Source organism: Bradyrhizobium sp. 190 (genome assembly GCF_023073415.1).
Taxonomy (GTDB): Bacteria; Pseudomonadota; Alphaproteobacteria; order Rhizobiales; family Xanthobacteraceae; genus Bradyrhizobium.
On sequence record NZ_JADPJL010000060.1, the window covers coordinates 122,686 to 146,661 of the forward strand.

Consider the following 23,976-nt stretch of genomic DNA (forward strand, 5'->3'; position numbering starts at 1 on the left):
GTCCTTCAGCTCCCAAGCAGATGGAGGATCTGGGCCTGCACCGTGACATCGAGGGCCGTCGTCGGCTCGTCGGCGATCAGGAGCGCCGGCTGGCAGATCAGCGCGATTGCGATCATCACGCGCTGGCGCATGCCGCCGGAAAGCTGGTGCGGGTATTCGTCGAACCGCCGTTCGGCGGCGGGCAGCTTGACCTTGCGCAGCAGTTCGATCGAGTGTTCGTGCGCCTCGCGCCGGTCGCAGCCGCGATGCCGTATCAGCCCCTCTGCGATCTGATAGCCGACGGTGAGCGCTGGATTGAGGCTCGTCATCGGATCCTGAAAAATCATTGCGAGGCGGTCCCCGCGAAGATCGCGCATGGCGGCCGGCGCCAATTTCAGGAGATCGGCGCTCTCGAACTCGACGTGCCGCGATACCGACATGCCGACTGGCAAAAGGCCCATCAAAGCGAGTGACGTCAGCGATTTTCCGCAGCCGGACTCGCCAACGATGCCCAACGTTTCGCCGCGGTTGAGTGTAAAGGAAAGGCCATCGACCAGCGGATAGCCAGCGTTGCTGGTTACGCGCAGGTCGCGTACGTCCAGCAAGAGTTGCGGTGCGCCCTCGGACTGCCACGCCGTCGATTTGCTGGAAACCGCGCGTGGCGCTGCGCGTCCGGCATTTTGCGCAAACAGGAACGCTTTCCCGTTCTTCGAATAAGCGGTCCTCTCGCAAGCGGATGGATGCTGTCCAACACATACGGTGACATCGCTAGAATGACGCCGGCCCCTGAAACACCAATCAGGGGAACCGTGATCCGGCAACCATGCCGGATCAATCAACCGAACGGTGGATGATCGATCATGAAGGGCGCCATCGCTTCGCGGCGGCGCGCAAGCCTATCAGTGCAGTCTCGACATCAGCGCGACCACCGCCGAGCGCGTTTCCACACCGAGCTTCTCGAAGATGTGGATGAGATGCGTCTTGACGGTCGCGTGGCCTATCCCAAGGCACTCGCTGATCTCTCGGTTGGTCCGTCCGCAGCAGACGAGCTCGATCACGTCGAGTTCGCGCGAGGTCAGGCCATAGCGCGCGGCCTGTTCACTCGCCGACGGCGTGCAACCGACCAGGTTGAACTCGAGATAATCGTGAATCTTCTCAGCGATATTTGTAGCCTCGTCGGGAATCTTGCATCCAGGCATCCAGATGACGCTCATGCCGGCGACGATCTTATCACCTCGACGGAAGAAAAACTCCATCATGTCGGCGATTCCGAACTGGTCGGTAAATGACCGGTATGCTGCCGTTTCCGCATTCGAGTATTGCGTTGACATGACGCTGAGCCACGCAAATGGCTTTCCGGCGGCGCGTTTGGGATGAAGCGGGTCGAACTGCCCCATCCGCTCAACATATTCGCGATGAAAATCGAGCGGAATTCCGCTCAAGAGAAATCGATTGTGGTTAAGACCATCATCGACGGCGTAAAACGCCATCGCTGATGCATCGAACATCCCTCTCGCAAATTGAACGGCCTGACTGGCTGCCGGATCAGAGCGACTCGCGATCATGTACATGGCCACCCTCCCAATTTGCTTCCTCTGAAAGTCGGACATCGAGCGCATCCGTCTCGCGTACGGGGCAGACGCACCTTTCAGTCAAGCAAAATGCGGGCCAACCCCTTAAAAACGCGATCAAAAAAGGACATACTGCCCGGCGCGGGCGGCGGACAGCGACAACTCATAGCCACCATCCGGTGGATTGCTGCGACACCCGCCGCCGCGATGATCCCGCCAGGCTCGTCTCCCAGAGATGCTTGGCGCTCAAGGTACCATGTCGATTGTCCCGGCTGACGAAGGTCAGATCACGCTCGCCAACTGGCGCCAGCATCCGCAGATGGAATGGAGCTATCGGAATGTTCGCGAAGTGCTTCCCACCGCGAACATTGCGCGATCGAGCACGCCAGTAGCGCTGCCGCGGTCGCCCCGCTATCTCGACGAGATCCCCTTCGCGGACCTGAAGGGCGAAAAGAGGACGGTCGCTGACGCGTTGCGCTCAACCCACGTCGACGGCTTTTTGGTGCTCCATCGCGGCCGGACCGTCACGGAGTGGTATGCGCACGGTCTCGCGCCCGATGCGCAGCACCTGATATTTTCGGTCAGCAAATCCATAGCCGGCACGGTCGGCGGCATCCTGACCGGGCAAGGCCGGCTCGATCCCGAAGCGCCGGTCGTCCGCTATCTTCCCGAGTTGAAGGCTTCGGTATACGGCGGCTGCACCGTCCGCCACCTTCTCGACATGAGCGTCTCTGAAGCGGATTAATCCTGCTGTTCGCACGATCGCCGTGGAGCCGGCCGGCTCGATCGTCTGATGAATGCAGCCGCGCCGGAGAGATCCGCGCTAAACATCGAGGGTTCGAGCTCGGCGGTGCTGGCAGTAAAGAAACGCGCGTGTCGCGGCGAACTTTAGAGTTGCTGAGTGTTCTCAGCGAAACGAGGAAGATCAGACTTCTCGAGCATCTTTACGGACCACTTTCCCAAGCACGGAGTATCTCACGCGTCGCCAGCCAATAACTATGCCAGTTATTGCGAACAGCAGTCCACACATGCAGAGGCCGACTATCAAAGTGCTCCGGACGCGAGGACGAATCACAAGGATTGGAAAATCCAGCGTGTGTAATGCGCTGTAAAGCCAGCGATACGCGCGGCGCGACGAGTCCAATCTTTGCAAGATGTTCCCGCTCGCGCCATCAATGTCATACCACACGTTGCCGCATACCGAACGGTAGACAGGCGCACCCGGTATCGTGGAGGACGCCATGTAGTTGTCATCTGCCGCAAGGATTGCTGGAAAGCCGCAACCAAATGCCAAGCGGTGGATCAACGCTTGGACCTCGCGCGAGTCCAGGAACCCTGATTGATCATCCGATCTCGGGCTCCCCGCTCGAACTAGCGTTTGCCTCCCGAGGTCGATCCGGTCGCGTCGATAGCGGTCCCCATTGAAGGCGAACCATTCGATCTCTCGGGCAGACGGCGATATTGACCCCCAGTCTGTAGACGGAAGCCTGTTCCAGGCTGGTGGGGACGCGGCGGCGTTAGCCTCGGTGTCGGTCAATTGCCCACGCGAGAACAACCGCCCGTGATCCATGGATAGCCAGCCGCTGAAGATCCACGTCAGGACGAAAACTGTCGCTATTAAGCCAATGACGTGATGCAGCGCATGCCAGCCATGATAGGGCGAAACGGCAGTCCCCTGCTGAATCCTGATCCGCGCGCCCCCAAGCACCGCGCCGAGCGCCGCTCCGATCAAGGCAAGCAGCGACAGCGTCCATACCACGCGATCCCAGAGCGACCAATTGCTTCGGAGCATCATGGGATAGATCCAGTGCAGCACGCTGCCCGCAAGATTCCACCACCTCTCGCTGCGCGTCGTGTCCAATACGATCTCGCCGGTGACCGAGGACACATAGAGTGCTGTATCGGCCGCATCGTTGAGCGCCACGCGAAACAAGGGACGGTGACGATCGAAGCCGTTCGGCACGCTCCATTGATCATAATCTGCGAGCTCAACGATTGACGCGCGCGAGATATCCATGCCGCGCCGCCTTGCATGATCCCTCGCCGCAGCGAGGGCAATGTCGGGAGATTTCACTGCGGCACCCGTCGCATCTGATGCACGGATCGTCCGCAATTGCGACGACCCCGAAACGACGTACACCGGCCCGTCGGTCCGCTGGATCAGCCGAACGCGCGCGGCGTCCTCGATGCCGCTTGCCTCGACAGCTGTCGACGGATCGATGGTCACACGAGCGCTGTCCACGGCGGCAAGTCCGGCAAAGCGTTCCGCTTCCGTGAGCGACGGAAACGGAACGAAGTGCATGACAATGCCGGTCGCAAACCACATTGCGAACAGGAGGCAGAACGCGACCCCGAGCCATCGGTGCAGCAGGACCAGTCCGTCCATCATACGGCAATCACCTCACCATTTGAGGGCGGCGGAGATCTCATAGGTGCGCGGGGCTCCCAGCAGGATCTGGTCGGGATAGAACGGATCGCCCCAGATCGCGTAGCGCTTGTCGGTCACATTCCGCACCCGGAAAGTCAGCCGCGTTTGCTCGACGGCATTGAAGACGGATTTGGGGATGTCGACGAAGGCATAGAGATCGGCCACCGTGTAGGCGTTCATCGTCACGGTGTTGGCATCGGTGTTGTAGCGATCGCCGACATGGCGGCCGATCACCCCGAGCTCGACCGGCCACGGCGTGAAGAACCGGTAGGACGCGCCGGCGTTCGCGACGACGCGCGGCACGTTCGGCGGCGTATTCCCGGAAAACGAGCCACCAGCAAAATTGTAGTCGGCATAGCGCGCGTCGACATAGGCGATGTTGCCCCACACACGCCAGGCTTCCGTCAGGCGCATGGAGGCTGCGAGCTCCACGCCCTTCGATTCTTGCCGTCCGGCGAAGTTGAGCTGCATGCCGCCGGCCGCCGCATAGACATTCTTGCGCAGGATATCGAAGGCTGAGAACGACCACTCCGCCCGGTTGTCCCAGAACAGATGCTTCACGCCGGTTTCATAGGTCCGCGACGTTGTCAGGTCGAGCGGCTGGAGCGGCCCGAGCAGAAAAATGTTATTGGCCGACACGTCTGCACCCGTCGCGTATTGGCTGAAGAACGTCAGGCCGGGAACGGCCTCCCAAGTGTAGCCGATGCGGCCCGTCACCGGCATCCAGGATTTCGAGAAGGGAAAGCCCGTCTTCACCACGCCGTTCGCGTCGGTCGAATTCCGATCGAGCCCGATATGCTCCATGCGCAGGCCACCGACCAGAGCAAATGTCCGTGTGATCTTAAGGCGATCCTCGAACGACAGGGACTCATTGTCGATTCGAGCGGTCTGTCGCTGCGTCGTCAGCAGGCCGTAGTATCCACGCGCGGGATCGACCGGCGTGACCAGGTCGTGGGGGAAGTTGGCGGCACCCGGGCGGACGAAATCGAGGCCGCTCGCCGCAACCGTCGTCACGAGGCGGTTATCCATACCGACGATGTTCGCATCCCAGGTCAAGTCGGTGATGTTGCCTGCGAGCTTCTGGCGATGCGCCACGTAGAAGCGCTCGCGATCGACCAGGTTCGAATTGGCGTTGAACGCCTCAACTTCGTTGTTGAGCCACTCGCGCTCGGCGCCATAGCCATAGGCCTGGCTCTTCAGGGTCAGACCGGGTGCGAGCCTGAGCTCGAAGCCGCCGCGAAGCCACACCTCCTTCGCCACGTTACGATTATCGAGAACGTTGTAGTTGGTGTTGAAGGTGCGGTCGTCGATCGTGACGGGCCCCAGGTTCGATCCGTTGTAGTTCGAGACGTAGCTCCCGGAGACAATGCCGGCTGTGGCATGGGATCCGCTGAAGGCGACCGGAACGAGCGGCACGCCCCAATAGGCCCTCGAACGGTCCTCCTTGTATTCGATGGCGCCCCAGACCTTGAGATTGTCGGATATGCGGTAATTCAGTTGGCCCGATACGTCGAGCGTCTTCGTGTTGGTGTCGTCGGCAAAACCGTTGAGTGAGGAGCGGCTGATGTCGAACCGGTAGTCCAGGCCCTGGATGTTGGTGCTGCCGCCGGAGCCGTAGTAGCTCCGGAACGAATTCAGCGAGTCATAGGAGAAGTACGCCTCGTTCCGGATCGGCCCGATGTGCGGCTGCTTGGTCAAGAAATTGACCGCACCGCCTGCGGCACCCTCGCCCGACAACAGTGAGGCTGGTCCCTTCAGAAACTCCACTGCCTTGAGATTGGCCGCATCCATGATACGCGACGTCATGTTCTGCGGACCGATCTTGATGCCGTTGTAGAGCACGTTGATCTGGCTGTTGGTGAAGCCGCGCATCGAGAAGGCCGAGGGCTCGGCCGGATTGTCACCGGACGTCACGCCGACCGCGCCTTGCGCGACTTCCGACACCGTCCGATAGCCTTGCTCACGGATCGTCTCAGCTGAAATCACCTCGACGGTTGCCGGAATCTCGCGCACGGTCAGGCCAAGACGCGAAGCGCCCTTGGCGACAGCGTTCGCGTTCGGCGGCGTCTGCATTGCTTGCTCATCAGGCTTCGGTGCTGTCGCGGCGGACGTGGCTCTGCTTGCCGCCGTATGGCGCGCGCCGCGTTCGTCGCGACCGGCCGGCCTTGCCGGTCTGCGCTTCTGATCGGCACCCGGATAAATCTCGACGGGTGGCAATTGCTCACGGGAGCTCGCCTGTTGCGCCCAGGCTACGGAGATGTCGAGGGAAGCAAAATAAGAGAGAACGCCGCATGCGAGCAAGAATTTGCCCGACCGGGCGGCACGAAGAGACGACATGGTTGATACCTCGGTATGACGTCAGTGGCACGTCACAGCGACCCAGGTCTCAACCTCCAGCTTGCTAAGCCTCGGGTGAAGCCGAATGTCTGTACTCCCCGACCGACATCTTCGCGTGTGACCACGGCTGACGGCAGGTCTCCTGGCTTGCGGGTCGTTACCTTGCGTCGCCTTCCCGGGACCGAGATGCCCAGTGGCTCGTGACGCAACATTCTCCGCTCACAGTTGCGGGGGCAGCTACGGCATTGAGGAAACCTCCTCGCACCGCATTCCCTTTTCACCCCCGTAAGGGGAAACCGTCGCGTGCATCTAGGATTAAGACGAGCACGGAGTCAATGTGCAGTCTCGGTGTCCTTGTCGCAGCGATCTCTACATTGACAATTGCTTACCGGAGCGTGCTATCGCGTTACTGCTCTGACGTAGGTGGAGACGTTGAATGGAAGGGGACACTTTCCTCTGGCTGGTCCGGCATGCCGTCGTCAATGGCGTCGCAGGGACGATCCATGCCTCGGACGCCCCCGCGGATCTCAACGACCGGACGCAACTTGAAGCGCTGAGACGGCATCTGCCGCAGGACGCCACAAGCTACGCAAGCCCGTCGCGACGGACCGTCGACACGGCGCGTGCGCTGGGGCGTGACCCGATCCTGGTGCCCGAATTCCGCGAGCAGGATTTTGGCGACTGGACCGGGCAGCGCCACGACGATCTCGCCGCTGCCGGCCGCGAAGGCTACGCAAAGTTCTGGAGCGATCCGGCTCGCTCCCGGCCGCCGGGCGGCGAAAGCTTTGAGGATCAGATTGTCAGGGTTCGGCAGGGCCTCGATCAGATCGGGACCGGACCGGCAATCCTTGTCGTCCATTCCGGCACCATCCGCGCTGCGCTGTGCATCGCACTTGACCTCACCCCGCAGGCTGCCCTCCGCTTCGTCATCGACCCGCTCTTCCTCACTCGCATCGATCGGCTGTCGAATGGCTGGCGGGTGCTATCGGTCAATCAGCGCGCTGCTTGAAGCGCCGTCATCAGGCCGGCCGATCCGGCACGTTGGCTTGCGCAAAGGTCGCCATGCCGTTGTGCAGGGCGCATGCGAGCCGCACCAGCGGCAGTACGATCGCGGCACCAGATCCCTCGCCGAGCCTCAGGTCCAGGCTGACCAGAGGATGGACGTTGAGCGCGCGAAGAATCAGGCGATGTCCCTGCTCCGCCGATTGGTGCGAGGGCAAGAGATATGGCTGACACGACGGATTGAGACGCACCGCCGCGAGCGCTCCAGCTGACACGATGAAGCCGTCGATCAGGACCGGAATGCGCCGCTGCGCGGCTGCGATGATCGCACCGCAGATGGCGGCGATCTCGAGACCCCCAACTGCACACAAGATCTTTTCGGCAGAAGCCCCCGCAAGCCTGTGCAGGGCCAGCGCGGCATCAACCAGCCGCGCCTTGCGGGCCCGGCCGGCGGTATCGACACCGGTTCCGCTACCTGCGATCTCTTCGGCGCTCACGCCGAGCAGGGCCGAAGCGATTGCTGCCGAGGTCGTGGTGTTGCCGATCCCCATTTCTCCGAAGATGAGTAGATCAGGATGCCCGGCCTCCGCGCGCAGCACCGCGCGCCGGCCGCATTCAAAGGCAAACGCCAGCTCGCTCGGGTTAAGCGCCGCCTCCACACTGAAATCGCGGCTGCCACAGCGCGGCTTGTCGGTGACGACACCCGCCAGCGGCGCTCCCGCCAACGTGCCGGCGTCGACGACTTCGAGACCCAAACCCAATTCGCGTGCCAAGACCGATATCGCAGCGCCGCCCGCGGCGAAATTCGCCATCATCGCGATCGTCACCTCCTGCGGATAGGCCGACACGCCCTGCGCGACGATGCCGTGATCGCCGGCAAAGATGATGATCGGCACGCGCGCCGCGCGAGGTTTTTCCGTCTGCTGCAAACCGGCAAGCTCGACCGCAATGTGCTCGAGCCGGCCGAGCGCACCGGTCGGCTTTGTCAGTTGCCCCTGCCGCGCGAGCGCCGCCTCGCGATGGACGGCCGAGACATCAGGGCAGTTCTGGGAGACCCACTCGGGAAGCATGTTGTTCTGCCTCTGCATGCAGCCGCCTCACGGCCTGCGCTTGAGAATGTAGCTGTCCATGATCCAGCCATGCCGTTCGCGCGCCTCTTGCCGCGTCGCGACGATGCGAGGACCAACCTCGGCAAGCTCACCGGACATGATGATCTGATCGGACATGCCGAGATAGGCGCCCCACCAGATGTGCAGGCCTTTCGGCTCCAGCGATTGAAAGGCGGTGCCGCCATCAAGCATCACGACCACGGTGTCGGTGCCGTCAGGCCAGCCGGCTTCGCGCAGCCGCCGCCCCGTCGTAACGAGAAAGGGCTCGCCGATGTCGTTGAGCGGCAGCGCATGCGCCGCGCACAGCGCCTGGATCGACGTAATGCCCGGGATCACCTCGATCGCCGGCAACGGGTCCAGCCTTCGCGCGATGCGCAGGCTGGAATCGTAGAGCGACGGGTCGCCCCAGATCAGCAGGGCCACGCGGCCGTCGCTGCCAAGGTGGCTCGCGACCTCCTGTAACCAAGTTGCAGCGACAGCGTCGTGCCAATCGTCAACGCCCCGGCGGTAGTCCGCCTCGCCGGCATCGCGCACGGGCAGATCGAATTCCACGATACGCGCCTTGTCGCTCGTGAGCACATCGGCGCAAATCGCCCGCCGCAGTTCGGCGAGATCGGACTTCGCCGCGCCCTTGCGCGGGATGAGGACGAGATCGGCAGCGTTGATCGCGCGGATCGCAGCGAGCGTGAGCTGCTCGGGATCGCCGCAGCCGATACCTATCAGGGAGAGCGTCAGCATAACCTGTGCGAAGGGCGGCCGTGGCAGCCGCCCCTCACGTTATCTCTACACGGCGTTGTGCACGCGGGGTGACGAAGCCGTAGGCCGTAACGCCACGCAGCGATTTTGCCAGCGCGAGCACGGCAAGATCCGCCAGCGGCTCGATCACAATGACCAGCGCATAGGATCCTGCAAACATCGCGATGTTGGCGAGATTCGTCGCGCCAAAGCCCGCACCGTAGAGCGCCCAGAATGCAACCCACGCGACGATGGCGGACTGGTACGTCGTCGAAAGCGCCAACGCCTGGCGATATTGCAGGTCAACATAGGCGGTGTTGCGGGGAATGATGCGCTGGGCCAGCGCGTGGATCGCGAACAGCGGCACCACCAGCGTCGTCAAGTTCATGCCGTATTGCGGCAGGTCCGTCGGCACGAAGAACAGGCCTTGCAGCAGAAGACCCAATGCGAGTCCGAACGCGGCGGGTGCGGCACCGAACAGCAGGAACAATGTGGAACCGAGGATGAAGTGCACCTCGGAGACTCCGACGCGGAGGTGCGGCAGGATCTCGAAGAATGAGAACACCAGCGCTGTCGTCGCAACCGTGCGCACGGCAAATGAAACGATGCCTTGCTCGCGCACGCTATCGGCCGCGAGCTTGAGAGCGACGCCGCCTGCGGCAATTCCGGTAGCATAGCTCAGCACGAGTTTTGCACCCGTCACAATTCCCGGTTCGATATGCATGGCCTCAAGTCCTTCCTGCCGTCACACCGACGGCTTTGGCGTCAAAAATTGACTCTTTCGAAGAGCACGCGTCAGGCGGCGAGCGAGGGTCGGCGACGGTGTCATCTCACGTCATCTCCGCCAACGCGCCGAACAGGATCACGGCGGCGGTCTTCGCCGCTCCGCCTCGCGCGAGCTGTTCGGCGAGCTCCTCGATCGTGGTGCGGACCAGCCGCTCGTCGGTGCGGCCCAAGGATTCGGCAAACAGCGCCGGCGTGCTCGGCGCGAGGCCATGCTCGATCAGCTTCGCGGCCAGGACCGGGAACGTGCGCCGGCCCATATAGACGACGGTCGTCGCCTCCGGATCGGCCAGCGCCGCCCAGTTCAGGTTCGCGGGCAATTCACCGGTGACATCGGCGCCGGTCACGAACTGGACCCGGCGCGACGTATGCCGTCGGGTCAGGGGAATGCCGGTCTGCGCCGCCGCGACGCAGGCCGCGGTGACGCCTGGGACGATCTCGTAGCCGATCCCTGCCGCGCGGAGTGTCTCGAGCTCCTCTTCCAGACGACCGAAGATGCCCGCATCGCCCGATTTCAGCCGCACCACGCGCGCGCCCGTTCCCGCGTAATCGACCAGCAACCGGTTGACATGCTGCTGCTTGGTCGAGGGGCGACCGGCGCGTTTTCCCACCGCGACGAGATTGGCGGCTGGACCGGCCAGATCGAGGATCGCCCCCGACGCGAGGTCGTCATAGAGCACCACGTCGGCTTCGCGCAGCCGCGCCGCCCCTTTCAGCGTCAGGAGCTCGGGATCGCCGGGGCCGGCGGAGATGAAGGAGACGAAGCCGCTCACCGGTCCTCCGCAATCAGATGGAAGAAGGTACCGGAGGTGTTATCGCGCCGCGAGCCGGTCTCCGCAACCACGGCGCCCGTCGCATCGCACACGACCGCGAGCGGCGTGTCAGGCTGCGCGACGATCATCGAATAATGAAACTCATGGCCCCTTAGCCGTGCGCCGGCCTTGTGTCCGGGTATCGGTGCAGCAAGCTCCGCCAGACGATAACCCAGATGCATGCGACGCCTGGCATAGCTCGTCTCCAGGCCAAGCAAGCCGACCATCTGGTGGCGTGCGCCCTCGGCGTCGGTCAAGGCCGTACCGAGCACCATATAGCCTCCGCATTCGCCATGCACGGGGCGCGTCTCGGCGAAGGCGCGCAATGCGCCACCAAACCGCGTGTTGCCTGCAAGCCGGCCCGCGTGCAGTTCCGGATAGCCGCCGGGCAACCAGCACACGTCGGCGCTCGCGTCAGGCCCTTCATCGGCAAGCGGCGAGAAGGGCGATATCTCGGCGCCGGCGGCGCGCCAGGCTTCGAGCATGTGCGGATAGATGAAGGAGAACGCCGCATCGCGCGCCAGCGCAATCCGCTGCCCGGGTGGCGTGACGGTGAGATCGCCCGGGGCCGATGGCGGCAGCCAGGCAGAGGCCGATTGCAGCACGGAGTCGAGATCGACATGCTCGGTGACGAAGCGTGCAGCCTTCGCAATCAGTTCGCCGATCTCTGCCTGCTCCTCGGCCTGCACCAGTCCAAGATGCCGCTTCGGCAAGGCGATCTCGGCATGGCGCGGCAGCGCACCGAATACGGCAATGCCGGCGTCTGCCATGGCGCGGCGCACCAGATCCTCGTGCCGTGGGCTCGCGACGCGATTGAGAACGACGCCTGCAAGCCGGACGCCCGCGCGGAAATCGCGCAGTCCGGCGGCAACCGCCGCGGCCGTCTGCGCCTGGCCGGATGGATCGATCACCAGCAGAACCGGCCAGCCCATCATCTCCGCGATGTCGGCGGTCGCGCCGGTGCCCGCCACGCCGCGCGCAGCGACGCCGTCGAACAGGCCCATCGACCCCTCCGCGAGCACGAGATCGGCGTCCGCGCCGCGGCCGACCAGCCGCGCGATCGTCTCGCGATCCATGGCCCAGCTATCGATATTGACCGAGGCACGTCCCGTCGCGGCCGCGTGGAAGGCGGGATCGATATAGTCGGGTCCGCTCTTGAAGCACTGCACGGTCAGCCCGCGATCGCGATAGGCGCGCGCGAGCGCCAGCGTCAGCGTCGTCTTGCCAATGCCGGAGGCCGGCGCCGAGATGACGAGGCCTGTCGCCATCACGACGCCTCCGGAAAACGCGGTGCCTGCCCGACCGGGCGGTAACGGCGATCATAGTCGGCAGCGTAAAGGCGGCTCTCGGCGAACTCCTCCGAGCCCAGCGTCTTGCCGACCAGAATGAGCGCGGTCCGCTCGAGCTCAACACCGACTGCGGCATCGAGCGTGGCAAGCGTGGCGCGCACGATGCGCTGGTCCGGCCAACTTGCGCGCCAAACAATCGCGACCGGACAATCCGTGCCGTAATGCGGCGTCAACTCGGCGATCACCTTGTCCAGGAGATGGATCGACAGGTGGATGGCGAGCACCGCACCGGTCGCGGCGAAAGCGGCGAGCTTCTCGCCGTCCGGCATCGCGCTCGCCCGGCCGGGCGTGCGCGTCAACACCACGGACTGGGCAAGGCCCGGCAGCGTCAGCTCGGCCTCGAGCGCCGCGGCGGCGGCGGAGAAGGACGGCACGCCGGGCGTGATCGAATAGGGAATCTTCAGCGCGCGCAGCCGCCGTAGCTGCTCGCCCATCGCTGACCAAATCGAGAGATCACCCGAATGCAGCCGCGCGACGTCCTTGCCTTCCACGTGCGCGGCGGCGATCTCCGCAATGATCTCGTCGAGCGACAGCGGCGCGGTGTTGACGATCCGCGCGCCCGGCGGGCAATGCCAGAGTACGCCTTCCGGCACGAGCGAGCCGGCATAGAGGCAGACCGGCGAGGCGGCGATCAGATCGCGCCCGCGCAAGGTCAAGAGATCTGCAGCGCCGGGGCCGGCGCCAATGAAATGCACGGTCATTCGCCGTCTCCTTCGGCAAGCGCCGCCGTTACGGTGCGGTCTTGTGAAACCGCGCGCGTCGCAATCAGGCGCGCGCGACGACCGGCCGCCACCAGTGCGGCGGCTTCCGCGACCGACCCCGTGCCAAATTTTTCCCGGATGAGTTTTGACTGGGTCAGCGTCGTGGCGCCGGCCAGCACATTGGCTGGAACAGCCTTGATCGGCACGTTGAGCTCGCGCGCCAACGATATCAGAGCGGCCGTCTCCGCCTTGTCGCTGACCGTGGCGACCGCCGCGAGGCCTTCGCAGCCGCCGGCCGCGATCAGCGCTTCGCGCAGCGAGGCAAGCGTCGCGGTACGCCTGAAGCCCAAACCTGCGACCTTCATTTGACCGCACTCCATTGCACGACCGGCCGCACCGACTCCCAGGATCGGTACCGGCCCAGCGGGGCGGCATGAGCGATCTCGATCCGCATCAATTCCCCACCGTGGCGCTGATGCAGGTCCGCGAGAAACGCCTCCGTTTCTAGCGTCACGGCATGTGCGACCAATCGCGTGCCCGCTTCAAGACACAGCCAGACGGGATCGAACAACGTGGCATTGAGCCCCCCGCCGACGAATACGGCACCGGGCGCCTTCAGGCCCGCGAGAGCATCGGGCGCGGTTCCTTCAACGACGGTGATCCGATGTGTCAGACCGAACGCCGCAACATTGCGGCGGATGTTCGCAGCGCGTTCCTCGCGAGCCTCAACCGCAATGGCCGTCCCCCCCGCCAAAGCCCATTCAACGGAGATCGAGCCTGAGCCCGCGCCAATATCCCACAATCTTTCGCCGGGCCGCGGCGAAAGGGCTGACAGCGCCAGCGCGCGCACCGGCCGCTTGGTGATCTGGCCGTCATGCACAAAGAGATCGTCCGGAAGACCCGAGCTGCGCGCGATGCCCTGCGATCCCCTCGCCTCCAGCGCCAGCGCGACGAGATTGTCGCGAGGCTCGGCCGAGTAGCTGTCGGCACGATGTTGTCTGATGCGTTCGCCGGGGCCACCAAGGGCCGCAAGGCTCCAGATCAACGACCCGCCCCAGCCACGTTCCGTGAGCCATTTTGCGAGATCGCCGCCTGCCTTGCCGTCGCGCACCAGGCAAATGATCCGCGCGCCCTGCGCCAGATGCGGGACCAAGCGCTCGAAAGGCGCGGCGTGGAGCCCGAGACAGACGACAGATTCGAGGCGCCAGCCCAATCGCGCCGCGGCGAGCGAGAAGGTCGAAGGCGCGGAGTGGACAACCCACTCGCCTGCCTCGAGCTTCTCAGCAAGGCTTCCGCCGACGCCATGCCAGAACGGATCGCCCGAGGCAAGCACCGCCGTCGGGCGGCCGCGCCGGCTCAGCACAATGTCCGCATCGAACGGTACCGGCCACGGACGGCCGCGGTTGCCAACCTCCGCGAGCGCGAGATGGCGTTCGCCGCCAAAGACAGTTTCCGCCCGGGCAATCGCCTTTCGGCTTGCCTCGGAGAGGCCGGCAAGGCCATCTTCGCCGATGCCAATAATGGTCAACCAGGGATCAGCCATGATGCGCGCCCTCATTCTGGGCGGAACGGCCGACGCCAATCTGCTTGCAGAGAGCATCGCGCGCGCAGGACTCGACGCGATCTATTCCTACGGCGGGCGCACCCGTGCGCCCGCCAACCAGCCGCTGCCGACTCGTATCGGCGGCTTCGGCGGCGTGAGCGGTCTTGCCGAACACATTCGTCGGGAAGGCATCACGCATGTGGTTGACGCAACGCATCCCTTCGCGGCCGAGATGAGCCGCAACGCGGTTGCGGCGTGCGTGGAAACCGGCACGCCGCTGATGGCTCTGGAACGCGCCCCCTGGGCCAGAACGCCCGGCGACAACTGGATCGAGGTGGCCAATATCGCCTCCGCTGTTGCGGCCTTGCCGGAAAGCCGCACCCGGGTGTTTCTTGCGATCGGCCGGCAGCATATCGCGCCCTTCGCCAGCAGGCCGCAGCACGCCTACACGCTGAGATTCGTCGACGCGCCCGAGGACGCCTTGCCATTCGATGCCGACGTCATCGTGTCGCGCGGCCCGTTCACGCTCAATGGTGAACTGGAGATGATGCGCGCGCGTCGCATCGAATGGATTGTCGCCCGCAATTCCGGCGGAGACGGCGCGCGCGCCAAGATTGACGCTGCGCGCGCGCTGGGTCTTCCCGTGATCATGCTGTCGCGACCAGCACTTCCGGACCGGTTGCGGGTGGAAAGCGTCGCCGAGGTCATGCAATGGCTCGGTCATCGTACCTGCCTCGGTGCATAGACCCAGCGGCCGATCCGGCGCGTCGTCGAATTGCTGACGATCACGAGCGTCCGCATGTCGGCCATTTCGGGCTTCGCCTCGCATAGCCTGAGCGCCTCAATCCGCTCATCGGGTGTGCTGACCGCCCGCGCAAAGATGACAATGCGCTCGCCGCACCCCGCCTCGCTCAGGACGTCCAGCGCGTGTCCAAAGCCCTCGGGCCGGTTCGCCGAGCGCGGATTGTACATCGCGATCGCGAAATCAGCTTCGGCGGCGAGCCGCAGGCGCTTCTCGATCACCGGCCACGGCTTCAGATTGTCGGAGAGATTGATCACGCAAAAATCATGTCCAAGCGGTGCGCCGGCGCGCGCGGCGGCTGCCAACATCGCCGTCACGCCAGGTAACACGCGGATGGGAAGCCCCTGCCATTGCGGCCGGTCCTCAAGCGCCTCGAACACGGTAGAGGCCATCGCAAAGACGCCGGGATCGCCGGAGGACACCACGACAACCTGATGGCCTTCTGATGCGAGCCGCAAGGCTTCGTTCGCGCGCTGCAACTCGACGCGGTTGTCGGAGGGGTGCAACGTGAGGCCTTCGCGCGGAGCCACGCGCGCAACATAGGGCGCATAGCCCACGATGTCGGTCGCGGCCGCGAGTGCGGCGGAGACTTCCGGCGTGACCAGTGCGTCGTCGCCCGGCCCAAGTCCCGCGATGGTCAGCGTGCCCGTCATTCGACCGACACCAGGCGTCGCCCCTGCCCGTGGACTAGCACGATCGCGAAATAAGGACAGTCGGCTTCCTCGACATCGATCAGCCGAGCGACACGCTCACTCGGCATGGTCCCGCGCTCGACCAGCCACGCGTCAGCCAGTCGGCCGGCGGACACAAGCGCGCGGCGCACTTTTGTCAGATTGCGGCCGGTCTTCATGATGACGAGCGCGTCGGAATTGCGCATCCGACGCTCCAGCTCGTCCTCCGCGAGCGTGCCCATCAAAACCGTCGTCACGTCGTCGCCGAGCGCGATCGGCCGGCCGACAGAGTTCCAGCAGCCGGCCATTCCGGGGATGCCTGCGATCACCTCGATCCCGACCCGCCCGTGCAAGCGCGCGTGCAGGTGCATGAAGGAACCGTAGAAGTAGGGATCGCCCTCACAGAGCACGACGACGTCGACCGCCCGCACAAGCCGCGTCAGGCGCTCCGCCCATTCGTCATAGAATCCGGTGAGCAGACGGACATACTCCGGACTGTCGAAGGCGATCTCGGTCGTGACGGGATATTCCATTGGATATTCCGAGACGTCTGCCGCCAGCATCCCCTCGACGATCCGCCGCGCCTGGCCGGGACGTCCCTTCTTGCGGAAATAGGCGACGTGCTTCGCCGCGCGCACCTCACGGTTAGCACGCACGCTCATCAAATCCGGATCGCCTGGCCCGAGGCCGCAGCAGATGATACGCCCCATCCCTATTCGCTCCGGCTTGCCAGCGCATTCACGGCGGCAACGGTGATTGCGGAGCCGCCAAGGCGCCCCTCGACCGTCAGCGCCGGCGCGGGTGAATCGGCCATCAATGCGGCCTTGGATTCAGCCGCGCCGACGAAACCGACGGGGCAGCCAATGATCGCCGCCGGCCTTGGGCAATCACAGTCCTCCAGCATGTTGAGCAGATGAAACAGCGCGGTCGGTGCATTACCGATCGCGACAATGGCGCCCTCAAGATGCGGCCGCCACAGCTCGAGCGCGGCCGCCGAGCGCGTATTGCGCATGGACTGCGCGAGCGCGGGAACGGCGGGGTCGCTGAGCGTGCAGATGACGGCGTTGCCGGCCGGCAGGCGCGCGCGCGTGATTCCCTCCGAGACCATGCGCGCGTCGCAGAGAATGGGCGCGCCCTTCTGCAGCGCGGCGCGCGCGATCGCCGCCATGCCGGGTGTGAAGCGGATATGGGCCTCGAGACCCACCATGCCCGCAGCATGAATCATGCGCACGACCACCGGTTCCTCGTCAGGCGCGAACCGGCCGAGGTCGGCCTCGGTCCGGATGGTGGCAAAGGATCGCCGGTAGATCGCCGCGCCATCGGTTTCGTAGATGTGCTGCATCAGCATGCTCCCACCAGGATGGAGGGATGCTTGACGAGGCTTGCGCCGCTCAGGCCGCGCCTGACAGGCCTATCCCGTGTCGAACCGTCACGAACGAGATCAAACCCGTCACCGGTCCCAACCAATGTGATCGACGCAGGGCCGGAATGGGCGCAGCCCTTGGCGCAGCCGGATACGTGAAGCCGCGCGCCAGCCGCAACGTGCGGCGCGAGCGCAGCCGCCAGCCCACGTGTATCGGCGTGCGCCTCACGGCAGCGCGGCGCGCCGCTGCACGCAATCACACGGAGCGCGGGATCGTCGGCCCGTGTGATGAGATCCGGCGTTCGGGGCAGCTCATGTAGCCCCTCCGCCAGCATCATGCGCCACGGCGTCGTGCGCAGTGCCGGCGCGCAACCGGCGAGATGGCGGAGCGCCGAATGGGATAGTTGCCCGAACGCCGCGCCGATCAACGCGCCATGCGGATCGAGGCCCGGAGCCGGTGCAGCCATGCCGCGTGCAGGCTCGGCATCCCCCCGCAACCCTTCGGGCAGCCGCGCGCCGGCGCGGACATGGGCCGCCATGCGCCCTCGCCCGTCTCTGGCTCCGCCTGATGCCAGGAACCATTCGGCGAGCGAGAGTGCGACGCTCACCGCTTCGCTTCGTGCAACAGAGCGGCCTAACTCGGCTCCGTCGGCGCGCACGATCAGTGTGCCCGAAGGATCGCGCTCGAAGCGCACGTCCGCCGACGCCGCGGCGAACATGCGCTCCTTCCCGTCATCGACTGCAAAGCCAAACTTGGTCGGAAGATCGAGAGAGCTATGGACCAGCGCATGCTCAAGTTCGGTAGCAAGCGAACACGTGTCATCGCCAGCGCTCCAGAACGGCGTGACCAGAATGTTGCGCCGTCTCTCGGTCTCCGCATCGGGGTCGACCAATCCAAACTGCGCGAGCCTGTCGAGCAGAGCCGGATGTCCTTCATCACTGACGCCACGGATCTGAAGATTGGCGCGGCTGGTGAGGTCGATCAAACCATTGCCGTAACGTTCGGCGAGGTCCGCTATTCCTGCCGCCTGCCTCGCATCAAGCCGCCCTCCATACGGACGAACGCGCACGACCAGCCCGTCGCCTGACAGCATCGGCCGCAGCGCGCCCGGGCACCAGCCCTTGATCGCGATCGCGCTCATGAGGCCTCTCGCAGCGCCGCCGCAATCGAATTGCGGCGCGTCTTCCACAGCGAGGCCTCATGCAATCGGGTAAAGCAGGTTTCCATTGCAGCGAGCGCCGCGGGATTTTCGTACGCCATGAAGCCGCGGACGTCGTCATTGCCGAGCGTTGCGTCGTAGTAGAGATCGAACAGATGCGCCGGCACGGCATCCGCAAGATGAGCGAAGGCGGCCATCTGCTCCAGCGTCGCGGCGATTTCCGCCGCGCCGCGAAAGCCGTGCCGCTTCATCCCGGCGATCCACTCAGGATTTGCAGCACGCGTGCGGACCACGCGTGAAATTTCCTCCGTCAGCTCGCGGGCGCGTGGTTGATCGGGCCGCGTGGTGTCGAGGTGATAGAGCGAGGGGATGCTCGTGCCCAATCGCGCCGCTGCGGCCGCGACACCCGCCTCATGGGCGGCATAGTCCGCGGCGAGCAGCAGGTCTGTCTCAGGCAGGTCCTGAGTATGGACGAAGGCGTCGGCGGCAGCGAGCTTCGCCTCGATGCCTGCGCGGTCGGGCTTCATCGCACCATCGGACGAAAACGCCCAGGACGATGCCGACAACCACGCCTCGCCGACTGCCTCCCGCGATTGCGGCGTGAAGACATCGGGTAGCGACGCCAAGCCGACGCCATATTGTCCGGGACGCGGCCCGAACACGCGCGATGCGCGATGACAATACGGATTTTCCTCGCCTTCGCCTTCGCGCTCGGCGAGCGCTTCGGCTGCTGCCTCGAACAATTGAGCGAGACCGGAGAACACGTCGCGAAACAGCCCGGACACGCGAAGCGTGACGTCGATGCGCGGCCTGCCAAGCTCGGCCAGCGCGATGATGTCGTAACCGGTCACCCGGCCCGATCCGTGATCCCAGCGCGGCGCGATGCCGGCAAGATGCAGGGCCATCGCAAAATCCTCGCCAGCCGTGCGCATGGTCGATGAGCCCCAGAGATCGACGACGAGCCCCCTCGGCCAGTCACCGTGATCCTGAAGGTGACGGCGCAGCAATTCCTCCGCGAACTTGATACCTTGCGCATGCGCCGCCGGCGTTGGCACGGCGCGGGGATCGACGGCAAACAGGTTGCGTCCCGTGGGCAATACGTCCTGACGCCCGCGATAGGGCGAGCCCGCCGGCCCCGGCGCAACGCGCCGGCCGGCGAGCGCATCAAGCAGCGCGCTCTTCTCCGCCTCGCCGCAAGCGCCGCGGCCGAAGACATGCAGGCCGTCGCCGAACTGGCTTTCCTTGAGATCGCAGACGAAGCGATCGATCCGCGGAATAGCCTCGGCCGGCGCGGCCGATGCGGCAAGGCCCAGATCGCCTTCAAGCCCTGCGGCCCGGGCCTCATCGCGGATTGCCGCAATCAGGCGCTGGCGGCGCGCGGGATCGAGGCCGTCGGCCGTCGAATATTCGTCGAGCAGTCGCTCGAGCCGGCGTAGGCCCTCGGGCACCACGGCCTTCGCCAACGGCGGCGGCAGATGCCCGATGGTGACGGCGCCGATCCGCCGCTTGGCCTGCGCCGCTTCGCCGGGATCGTTGACGATGAAAGGATAGATCACGGGCCGGTCGCCAATCAGCGCTTCCGGCCAGCAGGAGGACGACAGCGCAACGGACTTACCGGGCAGCCATTCGAGCGTGCCATGCGCGCCCATGTGGATGACAGCGTCGATCGCCTCGCGCCGGAGCCACAGATAGAAGGCAACATAGGCGTGGCGCGGCGTGCGTGTGAGATCGTGATAGTCCACATCACGATGCCCAACCTCACCTCGTTCCGGCTGGACTGCGATGATGGCCTTACCGCATCGAATAGCAGAGAAATGAAGTTCGCCGGATTTGCAATTCGGATCATCTTCCGGCGCGCCCCAGGCGCGCGCGAGGTCATCCTGCAACTGGCGTGGAAGACGGGATAGCTCCACGCGATATTCGGCGACGCTCCACGTCAGTTGCTCCCGCATCAGAACATCGCCAAGCGACGTGGCCATCCCGACATCAAAACCAGCTCGACCAAGATCGGACAGCAACGCTTCGATCGAGGCGAGCGCGTCTAGCCCAACCGCATGCGCGATCTGGTGCGGACGGCCCGGATAATTCGAGAGCACGATTGCCAGCCGCTTCTCGCCGGCCGGCTTGTCAGCAAGTTGTCGCCAGGCCGCGACCCGCGCGGCAACAGCGCCCACGCGCTCGTCGTCGGCTCTATGCGCAAGATGGGCGAATTGCAGATAGGGATCGCGCTCGCTCGCCGACTTGAAACTCACCACGCCCGCGAACAGCCGGCCGTCAACCTCGGGCAATACCACATGCATTGCGAGGTCTCCCGGCGAGAGACCGCGTAGCGACTCCGCCCAGTCGTCGCGCCGCGCCGTGGACAGCGCGATCTGAAACACGGGGCACGACACAGCATCGAACGGCGTCGCGCCGTCCTCGCCGACCGCAGAAAACGCAGTCGCATTGACGATGGCGGCCGGCGCGTGCTGCGCGAAATGCGCACGCAGCCAGTCCGCAACTCCCGGCGCCTTCAGCGAGGTGACGAACACGCCGAAGGCATCAAAGCTCTTCCGCAACGCTACGATCAGAGCGTCGACCGGATCCGTGTCGGCCGCCGTAAGATAGGACCGATAGAACGTAACCAGCGCGCTGGGCCGCCCATCGGAGGTCGGCGCAGCCACGACACCACGCGCGGGGTCATAGAACCCGATCTCGGGAATATCGATCGCCCCGACAACAGGTCCCGCATAGAGTCCGGATGCGAGCGCGAGCTGCGCGATCGCAGCCTGCGCCGCAACCGGCCCCCCCTTGTCGCAGAGCACCTTGAGCCGCCGGAGCGTCGAAACCGGCAATGTGGAGAACGCGTCCAGTCGCAGATCGTCACGACCGTCCGCCGGCAGCACGGCCAGCGCGATGCCGCGATCCCTGGCGAGCTGATGCAGCACCGTGAGCCCATACGACCAGTAGGACTCGCCGCCGATCAGGCGCACGAGGATGCCGCGTGCTTGCGACAGCGTTCGCTCGACATAGGTGTCGACCGACAGCGGATGACGCAGCTCGGCAAGACTGGCGAGCCTCAGCGACGGCAGGCTGGCCCGCCCTCGCCGCCAGCCCGACGCGAAGGCGGCAAGATCGCTGTCCGAAAACGAAAGCACCACGAGATCGGCCGGATCCTGGCCGATGTCCCGTGGCGTCGCGGTCTCCTCCAGCCCGCGGCTCTCGCGGAAGACGACGTGCATCAGATGCCAAGTCCTGTCCTGATCGCGGCCTCATCGATATCGCCGTGCTCACCGATCACGACCAGCTTTGACTGTCGTGGCTTAGCGCCCCAGGGCCTGTCGAACTGATGCCGCACGCGCTCGCCGACCGATTGCAGCAAGAGCCGCATCGGCTTGCCTTCAACGGCGACATAGCCCTTGGCGCGCAGCACATTCTGCTCGCGCGCCAACCGCTGGATCGATGCGATGAGCGCATCGACATCGGTGACTTCCGGAAGCTCGATGACGACAGAGGTAAAGTCATTGTGCTCGTGCTCGCCGTCATGATGCGACGGGCGCGCGGCGAGATCATCTTCCGCCGCCGCTTCAAGACCCAGGATCACGCGCGCATCGACCGCGCCGTCCACGACGGGCAGCATCGGCACGCGGCGTGGCATCTCGGCTTCGATCGCAGCCCGCGCTGCTTCAAGCCCTACCGATCCGGCAAGGTCCGCCTTGGTCAACAGCACGATGTCGGCGCAGGCGATCTGGTCCTCGAACACTTCTGACAGCGGCGTCTCGTGATCGAGATTGTCGTCGGCCGCACGCTGCGCTTCCACCGCATCCGGATCCGGCGCGAAGCGACCGGCCGCGACGGCCTCCGCATCGGCCAGCGCGATCACGCCGTCAACCGTGATCCGGGAACGAATCTCCGGCCAGTCGAATGCCTTGAGCAAGGGCTTCGGCAGGGCCAATCCAGATGTCTCGATCAGGATATGGTCGGGCTTCACGTTGCGTGCGAGCAATTGCTCCATGGCCGGAATGAAATCGTCGGCCACGGTGCAGCAGATGCAGCCATTGGCAAGCTCGACGATGTTTTCGGCCGGACAATTGGCATCGGCGCAAGATTTCAGGATGTCCCCATCCACGCCTTCGCTGCCAAACTCGTTGACGAGCACGGCAAGCTTCTTTCCATTGGCATTGGTGATCAAATGCTGGATCAGCGTCGTCTTGCCCGATCCAAGAAAGCCGGTGACGACCGTGACGGGGACTTTTGCGAGCGAGTTCATTCGGCGGCCTCCGGCACGACGGCAATAGGTGGAATGCGGGCGAGCGATTGCTTGCGAAAGATCTCCGGACGGCTGCGCCACGGCACGATGCCGTCGGACGCAGCCGCATAGGCTGACGCGCCGGCGATCACATCGCGCGCATTGGTTTCCGACAGACGGCCGTAGACATAGCACCACCGTCCCGGCGCGCTGAGCGCGACCGAGCAGCCCTGACTGCACGCGGACAGGCATTCGACCGGAACCACACCGACGCCATCAGGCACACCGGCCTCGAGAATGGCGGCATGCAGGCGCTTGCCGGGCGTGGTCTCGCCCTCGCCGAGCGTCTGGCCGGCACGGCAGGTGATGCAGACGTGAAGTGTGACAGTCATCGCCCCTTCCAGGATAAACAGCGGGAGCGATGAGGTGCGCGAATCCATCCGAAGGAAGGCTCGCTTCCCCGTCGCGGAACACCCCGTCCGCCGGTCTCAAACGTTGCGCGGGCAGGTCTCCCGGCTTGCGGAGCAGGATTTTGTCCTTCGATGTCCGCCTTCCCGACCCCGTTCGGGGCAGTGGCTTCGGGCATCTCTCCGGTCACGGTCGCGGGGGCGGCTGCTTTTCGAACCCAAACCTCTCGATTTGAGCCCTATCGCATTCCCTCTTCGCCTGTCATAGGACAGGAACCAACGCAGGCCCACCATTTGCCCAAGCTAGCTACTTGTCAAGCCGAAGGACCACGTCAGATGATGACTGAACAGGATGCCGCCGAGGACGAGGACGTCGTGGCCTCCGAGGCTTCGAGTGGTGCCCGCCATGCGGCGAAAATGGCAAAGAAAAAGCTCGCCCGCGACAAGATCATGGCGACCAAGAGCACTGAGAAGGGACTGATCATCGTCCATACCGGCGCGGGAAAGGGAAAATCGTCCTCCGCCTTCGGCATGATCGTCCGCTGTGTCGCGCATGGCTTTCCCTGTGCGGTCGTGCAGTTCATCAAGGGCGCCTGGGATACCGGCGAGCGACGCCTGCTCACCGGGCATTTCGGCGATCTCTGCCAGTTCCATGCGATGGGAGAAGGCTTTACCTGGGAAACCCAGGACCGCGCCCGCGATATCGCCGCCGCAAAGGCAGGCTGGGACAAGGCGAAGCAACTGATCCTGGATTCCCGCTTGCGCATGGTCGTGCTCGACGAGATCAACATCGCGCTTCGATATGACTACCTGGACATAGCTGAGGTCGTCGACTTCCTGAAGACCTCGAAGCCGCCGATGACGCATGTCGTTCTCACCGGACGCAATGCCAAGGAGGAGTTGATCGAGATCGCCGATCTCGTCACCGAGATGACGCTGGTGAAACATCCGTTCCGTTCTGGCGTCAAGGCCCAGCCGGGCGTCGAGTTCTAATTC

General features: G+C 64.7%; 23 protein-coding genes and 2 riboswitches. Of the genes, 4 read left to right on the top strand and 19 right to left on the bottom strand.

Annotated features, from left to right (window positions below; translation table 11 throughout):
* Nucleotides 1–5: 5 nt before the first annotated feature.
* Entirely contained in the window at nt 6–584 is a 579-nt protein-coding gene (locus IVB22_RS28010) for an ABC transporter ATP-binding protein (RefSeq protein WP_374207699.1), read from the bottom strand.
* A 294-nt stretch (nt 585–878) separates the two neighbouring features.
* The gene (locus IVB22_RS28015; RefSeq protein ID WP_247520403.1) at nt 879–1,550 is read right to left on the bottom strand and encodes a response regulator transcription factor; all 672 of its coding nucleotides are present in this window, start codon (nt 1,548–1,550) and stop codon (nt 879–881) included.
* A 256-nt stretch (nt 1,551–1,806) separates the two neighbouring features.
* Between IVB22_RS28015 and IVB22_RS28020 the strand changes: the two genes are divergently transcribed.
* Nucleotides 1,807–2,295 (top strand): serine hydrolase domain-containing protein, encoded by a 489-nt coding sequence (locus IVB22_RS28020; RefSeq protein WP_247520404.1) that lies wholly within the window; start codon nt 1,807–1,809, stop codon nt 2,293–2,295.
* A 180-nt stretch (nt 2,296–2,475) separates the two neighbouring features.
* Here IVB22_RS28020 and IVB22_RS28025 read toward each other — a convergent pair whose 3' ends face one another.
* Both IVB22_RS28025 and IVB22_RS28030 read right to left on the bottom strand, forming a co-directional pair.
* Nucleotides 2,476–3,939, bottom strand: coding sequence for a PepSY domain-containing protein (locus tag IVB22_RS28025; protein ID WP_247520405.1), 1,464 nt, complete (start codon nt 3,937–3,939; stop codon nt 2,476–2,478).
* Nucleotides 3,940–3,951: 12 nt separating this feature from the next.
* Nucleotides 3,952–6,315 carry a TonB-dependent siderophore receptor gene (locus IVB22_RS28030; RefSeq protein ID WP_247520406.1) on the bottom strand — a complete coding sequence of 788 codons (2,364 nt, stop codon included), beginning with the start codon at nt 6,313–6,315 and terminating at the stop codon, nt 3,952–3,954.
* Nucleotides 6,316–6,429: 114 nt separating this feature from the next.
* A riboswitch (cobalamin riboswitch) is annotated at nt 6,430–6,631 on the bottom strand.
* A gap of 120 nt (nt 6,632–6,751) precedes the next feature.
* On the opposite strand from IVB22_RS28030, the gene IVB22_RS28035 reads away from it, so the two are divergent.
* Nucleotides 6,752–7,324, top strand: a complete 573-nt coding sequence (locus tag IVB22_RS28035) for a histidine phosphatase family protein (RefSeq protein ID WP_247520407.1) — start codon at nt 6,752–6,754, stop codon at nt 7,322–7,324.
* 10 nt (nt 7,325–7,334) lie between these two features.
* On the opposite strand, the gene cobT is transcribed toward IVB22_RS28035, so the two are convergent.
* The 8 genes from cobT to cbiE all read right to left on the bottom strand — a co-directional run bounded on the left by cobT (nt 7,335) and on the right by cbiE (nt 14,349).
* Nucleotides 7,335–8,387 (bottom strand): nicotinate-nucleotide--dimethylbenzimidazole phosphoribosyltransferase, encoded by a 1,053-nt coding sequence (gene cobT / locus IVB22_RS28040; protein WP_247520571.1) that lies wholly within the window; start codon nt 8,385–8,387, stop codon nt 7,335–7,337.
* A 27-nt stretch (nt 8,388–8,414) separates the two neighbouring features.
* Complete coding sequence (cobF, locus tag IVB22_RS28045; protein WP_247520408.1) at nt 8,415–9,164, bottom strand: precorrin-6A synthase (deacetylating); 750 nt, start codon at nt 9,162–9,164, stop codon at nt 8,415–8,417.
* A 34-nt stretch (nt 9,165–9,198) separates the two neighbouring features.
* Nucleotides 9,199–9,885 (bottom strand): energy-coupling factor ABC transporter permease, encoded by a 687-nt coding sequence (locus IVB22_RS28050; protein WP_247520409.1) that lies wholly within the window; start codon nt 9,883–9,885, stop codon nt 9,199–9,201.
* Between the two features lie 106 nt (nt 9,886–9,991).
* Nucleotides 9,992–10,717 carry a uroporphyrinogen-III C-methyltransferase gene (gene cobA / locus IVB22_RS28055; RefSeq protein WP_247512642.1) on the bottom strand — a complete coding sequence of 242 codons (726 nt, stop codon included), beginning with the start codon at nt 10,715–10,717 and terminating at the stop codon, nt 9,992–9,994.
* Entirely contained in the window at nt 10,714–12,024 is a 1,311-nt protein-coding gene (locus IVB22_RS28060) for a cobyrinate a,c-diamide synthase (protein WP_247520410.1), read from the bottom strand. Before IVB22_RS28060 ends, cobA begins: the two co-directional genes overlap by 4 nt.
* Nucleotides 12,024–12,806: a precorrin-4 C(11)-methyltransferase gene (gene cobM / locus IVB22_RS28065; RefSeq protein ID WP_247520411.1), complete on the bottom strand. Its 783-nt coding sequence runs from the start codon at nt 12,804–12,806 to the stop codon at nt 12,024–12,026. Before cobM ends, IVB22_RS28060 begins: the two co-directional genes overlap by 1 nt.
* Nucleotides 12,803–13,171: a cobalamin biosynthesis protein gene (locus tag IVB22_RS28070; RefSeq protein WP_247520412.1), complete on the bottom strand. Its 369-nt coding sequence runs from the start codon at nt 13,169–13,171 to the stop codon at nt 12,803–12,805. The genes cobM and IVB22_RS28070 overlap by 4 nt, the downstream gene beginning before the upstream one ends.
* Entirely contained in the window at nt 13,168–14,349 is a 1,182-nt protein-coding gene (gene cbiE, locus IVB22_RS28075) for a precorrin-6y C5,15-methyltransferase (decarboxylating) subunit CbiE (protein WP_247520413.1), read from the bottom strand. Before cbiE ends, IVB22_RS28070 begins: the two co-directional genes overlap by 4 nt.
* Between cbiE and IVB22_RS28080 the strand changes: the two genes are divergently transcribed.
* On the top strand, nt 14,348–15,094 hold the full coding sequence (locus IVB22_RS28080; protein WP_247512646.1) for a cobalt-precorrin-6A reductase: 747 nt from the start codon (nt 14,348–14,350) through the stop codon (nt 15,092–15,094). The genes cbiE and IVB22_RS28080 overlap by 2 nt on opposite strands.
* On the opposite strand, the gene cobJ is transcribed toward IVB22_RS28080, so the two are convergent.
* The 7 genes from cobJ to IVB22_RS28115 are packed head-to-tail and all read right to left on the bottom strand — an operon-like array spanning nt 15,070 to nt 22,965.
* Complete coding sequence (gene cobJ, locus IVB22_RS28085; protein WP_247520414.1) at nt 15,070–15,804, bottom strand: precorrin-3B C(17)-methyltransferase; 735 nt, start codon at nt 15,802–15,804, stop codon at nt 15,070–15,072. The genes IVB22_RS28080 and cobJ overlap by 25 nt on opposite strands.
* Nucleotides 15,801–16,532, bottom strand: coding sequence for a precorrin-2 C(20)-methyltransferase (locus IVB22_RS28090; RefSeq protein WP_247520415.1), 732 nt, complete (start codon nt 16,530–16,532; stop codon nt 15,801–15,803). The genes cobJ and IVB22_RS28090 overlap by 4 nt, the downstream gene beginning before the upstream one ends.
* Before the next feature lie 2 nt (nt 16,533–16,534).
* Nucleotides 16,535–17,164, bottom strand: coding sequence for a precorrin-8X methylmutase (locus tag IVB22_RS28095; RefSeq protein ID WP_247520416.1), 630 nt, complete (start codon nt 17,162–17,164; stop codon nt 16,535–16,537).
* Nucleotides 17,164–18,327, bottom strand: a complete 1,164-nt coding sequence (gene cobG, locus IVB22_RS28100) for a precorrin-3B synthase (protein WP_247520417.1) — start codon at nt 18,325–18,327, stop codon at nt 17,164–17,166. The genes IVB22_RS28095 and cobG overlap by 1 nt, the downstream gene beginning before the upstream one ends.
* Nucleotides 18,324–21,566 carry a cobaltochelatase subunit CobN gene (cobN, locus tag IVB22_RS28105; RefSeq protein ID WP_247520418.1) on the bottom strand — a complete coding sequence of 1,081 codons (3,243 nt, stop codon included), beginning with the start codon at nt 21,564–21,566 and terminating at the stop codon, nt 18,324–18,326. The genes cobG and cobN overlap by 4 nt, the downstream gene beginning before the upstream one ends.
* Complete coding sequence (cobW, locus tag IVB22_RS28110; RefSeq protein ID WP_247520419.1) at nt 21,566–22,594, bottom strand: cobalamin biosynthesis protein CobW; 1,029 nt, start codon at nt 22,592–22,594, stop codon at nt 21,566–21,568. Before cobW ends, cobN begins: the two co-directional genes overlap by 1 nt.
* The gene (locus IVB22_RS28115) at nt 22,591–22,965 is read right to left on the bottom strand and encodes a DUF1636 domain-containing protein (RefSeq protein WP_247520420.1); all 375 of its coding nucleotides are present in this window, start codon (nt 22,963–22,965) and stop codon (nt 22,591–22,593) included. The genes cobW and IVB22_RS28115 overlap by 4 nt, the downstream gene beginning before the upstream one ends.
* Before the next feature lie 92 nt (nt 22,966–23,057).
* Nucleotides 23,058–23,276, bottom strand: a riboswitch (cobalamin riboswitch).
* Between the two features lie 43 nt (nt 23,277–23,319).
* On the opposite strand from IVB22_RS28115, the gene cobO reads away from it, so the two are divergent.
* Nucleotides 23,320–23,973 carry a cob(I)yrinic acid a,c-diamide adenosyltransferase gene (gene cobO, locus IVB22_RS28120; RefSeq protein WP_247520572.1) on the top strand — a complete coding sequence of 218 codons (654 nt, stop codon included), beginning with the start codon at nt 23,320–23,322 and terminating at the stop codon, nt 23,971–23,973.
* Nucleotides 23,974–23,976: the final 3 nt, after the last annotated feature.

Excerpts from the sequence above, each read along its gene's own strand:
- IVB22_RS28015 (WP_247520403.1), bottom strand. The coding sequence starts at position 1,550 with ATGTACATGATCGCGAGTCGCTCTGATCCGGCAGCCAGTCAGGCCGTT.
- IVB22_RS28020 (WP_247520404.1), top strand. The coding sequence starts at position 1,807 with ATGTCGATTGTCCCGGCTGACGAAGGTCAGATCACGCTCGCCAACTGG.
- IVB22_RS28025 (WP_247520405.1), bottom strand. The coding sequence starts at position 3,939 with ATGATGGACGGACTGGTCCTGCTGCACCGATGGCTCGGGGTCGCGTTC.
- IVB22_RS28030 (WP_247520406.1), bottom strand. The coding sequence starts at position 6,315 with ATGTCGTCTCTTCGTGCCGCCCGGTCGGGCAAATTCTTGCTCGCATGC.
- IVB22_RS28035 (WP_247520407.1), top strand. The coding sequence starts at position 6,752 with ATGGAAGGGGACACTTTCCTCTGGCTGGTCCGGCATGCCGTCGTCAAT.
- cobT (WP_247520571.1), bottom strand. The coding sequence starts at position 8,387 with ATGCTTCCCGAGTGGGTCTCCCAGAACTGCCCTGATGTCTCGGCCGTC.
- cobF (WP_247520408.1), bottom strand. The coding sequence starts at position 9,164 with ATGCTGACGCTCTCCCTGATAGGTATCGGCTGCGGCGATCCCGAGCAG.
- IVB22_RS28050 (WP_247520409.1), bottom strand. The coding sequence starts at position 9,885 with ATGCATATCGAACCGGGAATTGTGACGGGTGCAAAACTCGTGCTGAGC.
- IVB22_RS28060 (WP_247520410.1), bottom strand. The coding sequence starts at position 12,024 with ATGGCGACAGGCCTCGTCATCTCGGCGCCGGCCTCCGGCATTGGCAAG.
- cobM (WP_247520411.1), bottom strand. The coding sequence starts at position 12,806 with ATGACCGTGCATTTCATTGGCGCCGGCCCCGGCGCTGCAGATCTCTTG.
- IVB22_RS28070 (WP_247520412.1), bottom strand. The coding sequence starts at position 13,171 with ATGAAGGTCGCAGGTTTGGGCTTCAGGCGTACCGCGACGCTTGCCTCG.
- IVB22_RS28080 (WP_247512646.1), top strand. The coding sequence starts at position 14,348 with ATGATGCGCGCCCTCATTCTGGGCGGAACGGCCGACGCCAATCTGCTT.
- cbiE (WP_247520413.1), bottom strand. The coding sequence starts at position 14,349 with ATGGCTGATCCCTGGTTGACCATTATTGGCATCGGCGAAGATGGCCTT.
- cobJ (WP_247520414.1), bottom strand. The coding sequence starts at position 15,804 with ATGACGGGCACGCTGACCATCGCGGGACTTGGGCCGGGCGACGACGCA.
- IVB22_RS28090 (WP_247520415.1), bottom strand. The coding sequence starts at position 16,532 with ATGGGGCGTATCATCTGCTGCGGCCTCGGGCCAGGCGATCCGGATTTG.
- IVB22_RS28095 (WP_247520416.1), bottom strand. The coding sequence starts at position 17,164 with ATGCAGCACATCTACGAAACCGATGGCGCGGCGATCTACCGGCGATCC.
- cobG (WP_247520417.1), bottom strand. The coding sequence starts at position 18,327 with ATGAGCGCGATCGCGATCAAGGGCTGGTGCCCGGGCGCGCTGCGGCCG.
- cobN (WP_247520418.1), bottom strand. The coding sequence starts at position 21,566 with ATGCACGTCGTCTTCCGCGAGAGCCGCGGGCTGGAGGAGACCGCGACG.
- cobW (WP_247520419.1), bottom strand. The coding sequence starts at position 22,594 with ATGAACTCGCTCGCAAAAGTCCCCGTCACGGTCGTCACCGGCTTTCTT.
- IVB22_RS28115 (WP_247520420.1), bottom strand. The coding sequence starts at position 22,965 with ATGACTGTCACACTTCACGTCTGCATCACCTGCCGTGCCGGCCAGACG.
- cobO (WP_247520572.1), top strand. The coding sequence starts at position 23,320 with ATGACTGAACAGGATGCCGCCGAGGACGAGGACGTCGTGGCCTCCGAG.